General features: G+C 38.6%; 8 protein-coding genes. All 8 read left to right on the top strand.

The window, feature by feature from the left end:
• Nucleotides 1-72 precede the first annotated feature (72 nt).
• The gene (locus V7L97_RS10210) at nt 73-1173 is read left to right on the top strand and encodes a glycosyltransferase family 9 protein (RefSeq protein WP_333655652.1); all 1101 of its coding nucleotides are present in this window, start codon (nt 73-75) and stop codon (nt 1171-1173) included.
• Nucleotides 1174-1396: 223 nt separating this feature from the next.
• On the top strand, nt 1397-2245 hold the full coding sequence (locus V7L97_RS10205; protein WP_333655650.1) for a glycosyltransferase family protein: 849 nt from the start codon (nt 1397-1399) through the stop codon (nt 2243-2245).
• A gap of 9 nt (nt 2246-2254) precedes the next feature.
• Nucleotides 2255-3313 (top strand): CgeB family protein, encoded by a 1059-nt coding sequence (locus V7L97_RS10200; protein WP_333655647.1) that lies wholly within the window; start codon nt 2255-2257, stop codon nt 3311-3313.
• 10 nt (nt 3314-3323) lie between these two features.
• Complete coding sequence (locus V7L97_RS10195; protein ID WP_333655645.1) at nt 3324-4301, top strand: class I SAM-dependent methyltransferase; 978 nt, start codon at nt 3324-3326, stop codon at nt 4299-4301.
• 24 nt (nt 4302-4325) lie between these two features.
• The gene (rfbA, locus tag V7L97_RS10190; RefSeq protein ID WP_333655642.1) at nt 4326-5201 is read left to right on the top strand and encodes a glucose-1-phosphate thymidylyltransferase RfbA; all 876 of its coding nucleotides are present in this window, start codon (nt 4326-4328) and stop codon (nt 5199-5201) included.
• Nucleotides 5202-5218: 17 nt separating this feature from the next.
• A complete protein-coding gene (gene rfbC / locus V7L97_RS10185) occupies nt 5219-5788 on the top strand; it encodes a dTDP-4-dehydrorhamnose 3,5-epimerase (protein ID WP_333655639.1) in 570 nt (189 codons plus the stop codon).
• On the top strand, nt 5785-6633 hold the full coding sequence (rfbD, locus tag V7L97_RS10180; protein ID WP_333655637.1) for a dTDP-4-dehydrorhamnose reductase: 849 nt from the start codon (nt 5785-5787) through the stop codon (nt 6631-6633). The genes rfbC and rfbD overlap by 4 nt, the downstream gene beginning before the upstream one ends.
• Nucleotides 6630-7604: a dTDP-glucose 4,6-dehydratase gene (gene rfbB / locus V7L97_RS10175; RefSeq protein ID WP_333655636.1), complete on the top strand. Its 975-nt coding sequence runs from the start codon at nt 6630-6632 to the stop codon at nt 7602-7604. The genes rfbD and rfbB overlap by 4 nt, the downstream gene beginning before the upstream one ends.
• Nucleotides 7605-7798 lie beyond the last annotated feature (194 nt).

Below are 7798 nucleotides of genomic sequence, written 5' to 3'. Positions count from 1 at the left end.
CGTGGTTTAAAAAAAGGATGTTAATATATACAAATTCGGTTCTTTCGGAGTTTTATCTCAAAATAAAGAAAAGTGAATAGGTTTTTTCATAAATTATTAGACTCCTATATAAAAAAGCATATTAAAAAACATCCCGGCCAGCTAAAGAAAAAAGATGAGTTGAATTTCAAACCAAATCGCTTTCTGGTTATATCTTCTACTGCGCTGGGGGATACCCTTCTTTCCACTCCTGCCATCAAAAGCCTCAGGATGTCCTTTCCTGAAGCAAAGATAACCGCCTTAATACATAAAGACATAGCTCCGTTATTTAATGATTTCCCGTATATAAATAACATAGTACTGTATCATGGAGGGTATAAAAAATTTTTTAAAACAATAGCCGCACTCCGGAAGGAAAAACCTGAAGTTGCTTTAATATTTCACGGGAATGGTCCTCAGGATATTGCATTCTCAATTTTAAGCGGGGCAAACCTCATCTTAAAGCATCCCACCATGAGTCCTCACAAAAAATATCTGTCATTTGAATTTGAGCAAAAATACCAGCACACAATTGAAGACAGGCTCGATTTAGTCAGAAAAATAGGGGGGACAATTATTGATAAATCCATGGAAATACCTCCTTCGACTGATAAAACAAAAGAGGCGAAAGTTAAGAGTTTTTTAAACGATGAGGATAATCTTATTGGATTTCAAATTGGTGCATCCCATGTTTATAATATGTGGCCTGTTGAGAACTTCATAGAGTTAGCAAAAAAAATATTATCCTTAGATCCTGATACCAGAATAGTAATTACAGGGATAAAAAAAGAATATGCACTGGGAGAACAAATTGTTAAAGCCTGCGGCACAAGGGTGATAAACTGCTGCGGAAAATTCAGGATCGATGAATTGCCCTATCTAATAAAGAGATTCAAGCTTTTAATCACAGGCGATACAGGCCCGATGCATCTTGCCATTGCAATAAGGATTCCAACACTCTCTCTCTTCTCTGCAGCCGACAGCAAGGTTACAGGTGCATATCAGGATCATCAGATACACAGAATTATTCAGAAAAATGGCAGATTCATAGCCAGTTTGCCGAAGAAAAAAAGAGATAACAGCGCCATGAGGCTTATAACTGTTGATGAGGTCTTTAGCCAGTATGAAGATTTTGTGCATAACAGATCAGTTTGAAAATTCAAATCACTCTTCCATCGAGGGCATCTTCGGAACGCATCTCAAGGAATTATGCACGGTTTATATCGTTTATTTTACCAAGACTTCCGGCAGTATTCGCATAAAAGAAAATAAAATTTATATCCCTTATTCATACAAGAGGAAAAATATAACCGGAGAATTGAATAAAATCATCGACCTGAATCAGATAGACAGCGTTATCGCAAGAAATTTCTTCCCGGTGCTAAAAGATGTCTTAAAAAATAAAGGCCGCTACAATTACCATGTTGGCTTCTGGCACTCGTTTCCCCACACCTTCAGGCGGTTATTTGAGGCAAAAGAAGAGAATAGGGCTGTCTTCAGGAAAGCCATAGAATACAAGATAAAAACCTATCTTGAAAAAAAACTTGTTAAAAAATGCGACTTCCTTATTGTCATGTCCAAAGAGTTTAAAGATACATTTTACCCGGACACGGATATCAATTATTTGCCCCTTCCCATGGGTGTTAATTTTAACGACCTGCCATCATATAAGCCTGACAGCAATCCAATAAAAAAATTGATTTACACCGGAACGGTCGATCGCCTCAGGAAGACAGATTTAATCATTGAAGCCATTTCAGAATTAAAAGAAGAATTTGTCCTGGATATATTTACACAGAGCAGCAATGAAACAACCAGAAAAATAAAAAATATGGGTGATGGAAGGATAAACGTTTACCCTGCAATCCCAAGAAAGGAGCTTTTTAATCGGATAGCAGACTATGATATAGGAATAGGATTAATCCCTGAAAATGATCTGTACAATGTCTCCTCACCGACAAAAACACTGGAGTATTACAGCATTGGAGTTCCTGCCCTAGTAAATTATCTGCCAGAATATACTTACCTTTTCAATGATGAAAGCGCTTTCTTTTGCAGCTTCACAAAAACGGATATCCAAAGAGCCGTGAAAGAAATTTTAAACACACCAAAGGAAAAAATATTTGAGATGGGAATGAAAGGCAGAAAAATAGTAAAGGAACAAAGAGATTACAGAGTCTTAAGCGAAAAATTGTATAATTTCCTGACGAATATATATAAACAATAAAAATCACGAATGAGAAATTTTCCCAAAATAGTTGTAAGCTATTTTTTCGGACCTAACGGTATCCCGCTCGGCACATCGTGCACACGTGCATTACAGGCCCTCGGCTGTGAAGTGCTTTGCTTTAACAGCGGCATCAACAGTCCATTAGAGAAATATCTTTTCAAACCTGTGAACAAGATATTCTGGAACCTCGGCCTGAAAAAAATTGACATATCAAAAAATTCTCCATGGAACAATCAAAAATTCCGCCAGAAGCTTTTAGAAAATGCAGTAGCCGGATTTAAGCCCGACATCCTCTTCATTTTGAGAGGGCATGGATTTGACGGAGCATATCTGCAATACCTGAAGAAGAGATATGGAATTAAGAAAATTGTCGGTTGGTGGGTCAAGGGTCCTAAATGGTTTGATCTCATGCTTTCCGAGGCAAAATTTTACGACCGCTTTTTCTGCATCCACAAGGAAGGATATACCGCTGAAGACAAAATAGAGCATCTGTCTGCCATAGCCTTGAATGACAGCCTTTACAGGCCGCTCCATACCGGTTCCGATAAGCAATATACCAATGACGTTGTGTTTGTGGGAAGCTGGACTCAAAGAAGACAGGACATCATAGAGGAATTAACAGACTATCCAATTTCAATTTACGGCCCCAAATGGTTAAGAAAAAATATATTAAATTCTACGATACGCAAGATGGTAAAAAGCGACGGCATTTGGGGCGAAGAACTTGTGGAATTGTATAATAAAACAAAGATAGCAATAAATATATCCCAATGGGATACATCGAATTTATCCGGGCTAAACCTGAGGATATTTGATATTCCGGCATGCGGTACTTTTTTAATTACCGAGGATTCCGGCAGCATAAGGGAATATTTCAAGCCAGGAGAGGAAATCGAAACCTTTAAAGACATTCGCGAATTAAAAGATAAACTATCGTATTATCTTAAAAACGATAAGGAGCGGGAAAGAATCGCATCGAATGGTTATAAAAAAGTTTTGAGTTTTGGTACGTATAAGGATAAAATGGCTGACCTGCTGAATAGAATAGGCTTTAATGGTTTATAATGAAAATTTTATGGTGAAGAATATTTCGTGCAATATATGCTGCAACAATAACTATACCCTTGTCTTTAAGGCAAAGGATTTAAATTATCGTACAACAGATGAAGAGTTTAATATAGTTAAATGCAAAAACTGCGGCCTTGTATACATAAATCCTCAACCTGTCAACCTCGAACAGTATTACCCTAAAACCTATATTCCCTATAAGTCTATCAGCACAGACGCTGCTTTTAAGTTGCCTCTACGCAGGGCATTAGAGCTTTTCTATGGCTATCCATGCAAAGAATTTGTCCCGGCAAGTTTGATGACAAAGCTGAGACACATCCATAGATTGCTGGAAATAAACCTTAAAGACAATTTTTTTCTTTACAGGATACAGTACGACAGGACTAAAAAGATATTAGATGTTGGTTGTGGAAACGGCGGCTATTTGTTGTCCCTTAAGTCCCTCGGATGGGATGCATGCACACAGATTTATGGCATCGACTTCCCAAACGAAGCGCTGGAACATTTAAAAGAACACGAACACATAAACATAATAGAAGGCAATTTCCTTGATACAAATTTGCCAGAGAATTTTTTCGACATCATTACATTAAGGCATGTATTAGAGCATCTTAACGACCCTGCATCGGCCTTGAAAAAGGCCTTCGCCATACTAAAGCCGGGTGGAATTATTCTTATCAATGTCCCAAATTTTAAAAGCTTCGAGGCACTGGTAATTTTTAGAGAAAAATGGCGGCATATAGATGCCCCGAGACATCTATATCACTTTTCACCTGAAACACTCAAGAAACTTCTGAATAACGCGGGGTTCGCGGTTGAGAAAATACTCTTAAAGAGATCTGTCGCTCCCTTTATTAAAAGCCTTGAGCATTACGGCTATCATGTACCAAAGTTTGTGGAAAAATATATAATAAGAAATATGCTTAAGCTTTTTAAGCTGTTTGGGTATAGTGGTGAACTACTTTGCAAAGCGGTCAAACAATAGAACTTTTTATTAAAAGCTAATAAAATGAAGGGTATCATATTAGCAGGTGGAAGCGGAACGAGACTATATCCCATAACAATGGCTGTCTGTAAACAGTTATTGCCTGTTTATGATAAGCCTATGATTTATTATCCACTTTCCGTGCTTATGCTCGCTGGCATAAGGGATATTTTAATAATCTCAACGCCTCAGGATTTATCAAGGTTCAAAGACATATTAGGCGATGGCTCCCATTTGGGACTTTATTTCTCCTATAAGGAACAATTGCATCCCAATGGTATTGCAGAGGCATTCATAATAGGCGAGGAATTCATAGGCAGCAATAATGCTTGTCTCATCCTGGGAGACAATATATTTTATGGTCATGGATTGACCGACTTGCTCAAAAAAGCGGTTGTGGATATAGAAACAGAAGGTGGAGCCACAATTTTGGGTTATTGTGTAAACAACCCTGAAAGATACGGAGTTGTTGAATTTGATAAAAATGGAAAGGTCTTGTCCATAGAAGAAAAACCTAAGGTTCCGAAATCAAATTGTGTCGTAACCGGCTTATATCTCTATGATAACAATGTCATAGAGATTGCCAAAAATATTAAGCCGTCATGGAGGGGTGAACTCGAGATAACAGACGTAAACACCGAATATCTAAAAAATGGCAAGCTGCGAGTCGAACTTCTCGGTAGGGGCTATGCCTGGCTTGATACAGGGACTCATGACAGTCTTTTAGATGCAAGTGAGTTCATAGCAACAATAGAGAAACGGCAGGGCTTGAAAATTGCGTGCATAGAAGAGATCGCATATTGTCTGGGATACATCGATAAGACACAACTGTTAAAACTTGCGGATTCTTTTAAAAATAACGGGTATGGTCAATACCTATCGAGAGTGGCAAATCAGTAATAAACTAAGGAGACTTGATGCCTTTCGATTTCAAGAGGCTTTCGATACCTGAGGTTATTCTTATAATTCCTCGAATCTATAGCGATGAAAGGGGTTTCTTTATGGAAACCTACAAATATTCGGACTTTGCCAATTTTGGGATAAAAGAACACTTTGTTCAGGACAATTATTCTAAATCGGCAAAAAATGTCTTAAGAGGACTCCATTACCAGAAAGATCCGCATGCGCAGGGGAAATTGGTGCGATGTCCGAGAGGGAGGATATTCGATGTAGCAGTGGATATCAGAAAGGGCTCTCCAACCTATGGACAGTGGGTTGGTGTCGAGCTTTCCGAAGGAAATAATCTTATGCTTTATATCCCTCCTGCCTTTGCCCATGGTTTTGTTGTTTTAAGCGACTCTGCTGAAACTGTTTACAAATGCACAGCAGAATATTCCCCTGAAAATGAAAGGGGTATAATATGGAACGATCCTGACATCAAAATCCAGTGGCCTGTTAAGGAGCCCTTTCTTTCAGATAGAGACAAAAAATATCCGGCACTGAAACGCGCTGATAATAATTTCGAATACTCACAGAGGGAGGCATGAGGTTTTTAGTCACCGGAGCAGATGGGCAGCTCGCAAGTGAGTTCATCAAATCCTTTAATTACAGCCATCACCACGTAGTTGCCCTGAATAGAGGGCAACTGGATATATCAAACATCGATGCTGTTTCAAAGACTTTTCTGCACTACAGACCAGATGTTGTCTTAAACTGTGCAGCTTACAATTTAGTGGATAAGGCTGAGGAAGATTTTAATGCGGCATTTAAAACAAATGCTATCGGCGTTAAAAATCTGGCCTCTGCCTGCAAAAAAAATAATGCCCTGTTAGTGCATTACAGTACGGATTATGTATTCGACGGGACAAAAGAGAAGTTCTATGTAGAGGATGATAAGCCAAACCCGATCAATAAATATGGAGAAAGCAAATTATCGGGTGAAAGGTTCTTAACAGAAGAAATAGATAATTTTTTATTATTCAGGGTTAGCTGGGTATTTGGAGAAGGCAGGCAGAATTTCCTTCATAAATTATCGGAATGGGCAAAGCAGAGCAAAGTGCTAAAAATAGTATGCGATCAGATATCCATTCCTACATATACAGAAGATGTTGTAAAAATCACAATGCTTGCCATAGAGAAGGGCTTAAAGGGAATTTATCATCTTACCAGCAGCGGCTATGCCGCGAGATATGAGGTTGCAAAATACTTCATGGAAAAACTCGGATGGGATGGATTAGTCCTGCCTGTGAGCTCTAATTATTTCCCCACGCCTGCCAGGAGGCCTTGCTTTTCAGCAATGTCTAATGATAAGATATCAAAGGCATTGGGCATTAATATGCCCGATTGGAAATATGGGATTGACAGATTTATTAAAAAGGCAAGGGGCAAATGAAAAAACTTCTGGTTACAGGTGGGGCAGGTTTTATCGGGAGCGAATTTGTCAGACAGGGAGTAAAAAGGGGATATAAAATAGCACTGGTTGACAAGCTTACATATGCAGGAGATATGGCGAGAATAGAAGAGGTTAGAAGAGAGATTACTTTTTACAATACAGACATAACAGACAAAAAATCTATTGAAGACATCTTTAAAAAAGAAAAGCCCGATGCTGTTGTCCACTGGGCAGCAGAAAGCCATGTTGACAGAAGCATACTGGATGCATCTCCTTTTTTAGATACAAATGTAAGAGGAACCCACATCCTGTTAGATGTTGCAAAGAATTGCGGAGTTGAAACATTTATTAATATATCCACTGACGAGGTATATGGTGAGCTCAAAGAAAAAGGACAGTTTTATGAAACAACACCCTTAAACCCGAGTTCTCCTTATTCGGTTAGCAAAGCATCTGCCGATATGCTCGGAAGGGCATATTACAGGACATATGGAGTGCCTGTAATAACAGTGAGACCATCCAATAATTACGGTGCATGGCAGTATCCAGAAAAACTCATTCCGGTTGCAATATTAAAGGCAATGAATAATGAGAGCATACCGGTTTATGGAACCGGACAAAATATAAGGGAATGGCTATTCGTATCCGACTGTGCAGACGCTGTCTTCAAAATATTGGAAAAGGGTACAATTGGAGAAATATATAATATAGGCAGCAGAGAAGAAAAACGAAACATCGAAGTAGTTAAAACGATTTTGAGGCTTCTTAAAAAATCAGAAGATTTAATAGAATTTACAAAAGACAGACCCGGTCATGATTACAGGTATTCCTTGAACTCGGACAAAATAAAAGAGCAACTTGGCTGGAAAGCTGAAACGTCCTTCCTCGAAGGCATGGAGAAAACCGTAAAGTGGTACATAGAGAATACATTATGGGCAAATAGCAGGCTTGCTTACCCGAATAAATATTGAAATACGATCTATAAGCGATAACCGATGGATACAGCAAAAATAAAAAATATTGTACGCATAGCAACAAAAGAATATGTCAAGAAAATTTTATGGATAGACCACGCTATCCTATTCTGCATGGGTGTCCTTATCTTTATCCTACCCATTGCCCATACGGCAACGATTCGTTATCTTGCTCTCTACATACCGTTAGC

Origin of the sequence: Dissulfurispira sp. (genome assembly GCF_036745535.1) — a bacterium.
GTDB lineage: Bacteria > Nitrospirota > Thermodesulfovibrionia > Thermodesulfovibrionales > Dissulfurispiraceae > Dissulfurispira.
The sequence above is the reverse complement of the archived record's forward strand: the minus strand, read 5'-3'. Positions and strand labels throughout refer to the sequence as shown.

Excerpts from the sequence above, each read along its gene's own strand:
- V7L97_RS10200 (WP_333655647.1), top strand. The coding sequence starts at position 2,255 with ATGAGAAATTTTCCCAAAATAGTTGTAAGCTATTTTTTCGGACCTAAC.
- rfbD (WP_333655637.1), top strand. The coding sequence starts at position 5,785 with ATGAGGTTTTTAGTCACCGGAGCAGATGGGCAGCTCGCAAGTGAGTTC.
- V7L97_RS10195 (WP_333655645.1), top strand. The coding sequence starts at position 3,324 with ATGGTGAAGAATATTTCGTGCAATATATGCTGCAACAATAACTATACC.
- rfbB (WP_333655636.1), top strand. The coding sequence starts at position 6,630 with ATGAAAAAACTTCTGGTTACAGGTGGGGCAGGTTTTATCGGGAGCGAA.
- rfbA (WP_333655642.1), top strand. The coding sequence starts at position 4,326 with ATGAAGGGTATCATATTAGCAGGTGGAAGCGGAACGAGACTATATCCC.
- rfbC (WP_333655639.1), top strand. The coding sequence starts at position 5,219 with ATGCCTTTCGATTTCAAGAGGCTTTCGATACCTGAGGTTATTCTTATA.